This window comes from Microbulbifer rhizosphaerae (assembly GCF_014191725.1).
GTDB classification, from domain to species: Bacteria; Pseudomonadota; Gammaproteobacteria; order Pseudomonadales; family Cellvibrionaceae; genus Microbulbifer; species Microbulbifer rhizosphaerae.
The window spans coordinates 1-1,428 of the sequence record NZ_JACHWZ010000073.1; the positions used below are offsets into that span (position 1 = coordinate 1).

The window sequence follows — 1,428 nt, forward strand, 5'->3', positions numbered from 1 at the left end:
GCGCAATTAGCCTATCACGGAACCAGCCTTCTTTTATGAATCTCTAAAATTCCTCTTATCTTTCAATTAGTTACGCTTAAGTCAGCGCCATTCAGGCCTGACCCCTGCGGCTGTTTAAGGCCTGACCCCTGCGGCTGTTTTTGAAAATGTAAGGCCTGACCCCTGCGGCTGTTTGTAAGGCCTGACCCCTGCGGCTGTTAATGTAAGGCCTGACCCCTGCGGCTGTTTTAAGGCCTGACCCCTGCGGCTGTTTTTTCAAAATGTAAGGCCTGACCCCTGCGGCTGTTTTATAAGGCCTGACCCCTGCGGCTGTTTTAAATGTAAGGCCTGACCCCTGCGGCTGTTGACCCCTGCGGCTGTTTAACGGCTGTTTAAGGCCTGACCCCTGCGGCTGTTCCGACGTTCCGACAACGGCAAGTGTCCAAAAACGGTATACGAGCGCAGATTCTGATGGTTTGGCGTGTTTTTTGCTTTGTCACTCCAGCTTTCAGCCCTGTCTATCCAAAGTGGACTTACCAAATCTCTAAAGGTATGCTATTTGCACAAATTGCACAAATTGCACAAATTGCACAAATTGCACAAATTGCGCAATTTGCGCCGAACTGACACCACAATACGGCCAGTATTGCTCACAAGAATACAATGAGAGGAGCAAGTCCTAATGAAAACACCTTCCCTGCTCACGCTAGTCGCCCTATCTGGATGGCTTGCCGCCTGTGGCGGCGGTTCCAGCGGCGGTTCGGACCCCGGCGGCACCTCGAGCAGCTCTTCAAGCAGCTCCAGCAGTTCGTCAAGTAGCTCCAGTAGCTCGTCAAGCAGCTCCAGCAGCTCGTCAAGCAGCTCCAGCAGCTCCTCGAGCAGTTCCGGCGGCAGCGCCACCACTGCCTTCACCTGCCCGGAAGACGGCAGCCTCTATTTCTGCGACGACTTCGAGGACGGCGAATTCGCCAGCAACTGGGACACGGTGATCGACGGCTACGGTCTCACCGACCCGGGCACTTTCGACATTCTCGACGAGGGCGACGCCGGCAAGTCGCTGCGCTTCACCGCCCACACCCGCGGCGACAACCTGAACGAGGGCGAACTGATCCTGGTCAAGGAGGCGGCTTTCTCAGGCGTGCCTGCAGACTACTCCGTGGAGTACCGCATACGCCCGCGGGCCAATGGCAACTCCGGCGACAAGTTCCTCTTCGCCATGGGCCGCTACCAGGGGCCGCTGGAGTGGTATTTCGGCGGCCTGAATATGCAGGACAGCACTGACACCACCCAGGTGGAGGCGGGCCTGGCCAATAGCGCCATCAGTCGCCTGGCCCTGGCGAAAAAACCGCTGGAACTCGGCACCCAGGGCGGCACCGACGGCACCTGGTACACAGTGCGCTTCGATATGGTGGGCTCCACTGTCACCCTCTACCTCGACGGCGAGGAACT

At 57.4% G+C, this 1,428-nt stretch carries 1 pseudogene; it reads left to right on the forward strand.

Annotated elements, in window-relative coordinates:
- Positions 1–661 precede the first annotated feature (661 nt).
- Positions 662–1,428, forward strand: a pseudogene (locus FHS09_RS22495) (pectinesterase family protein); the annotation flags it as partial.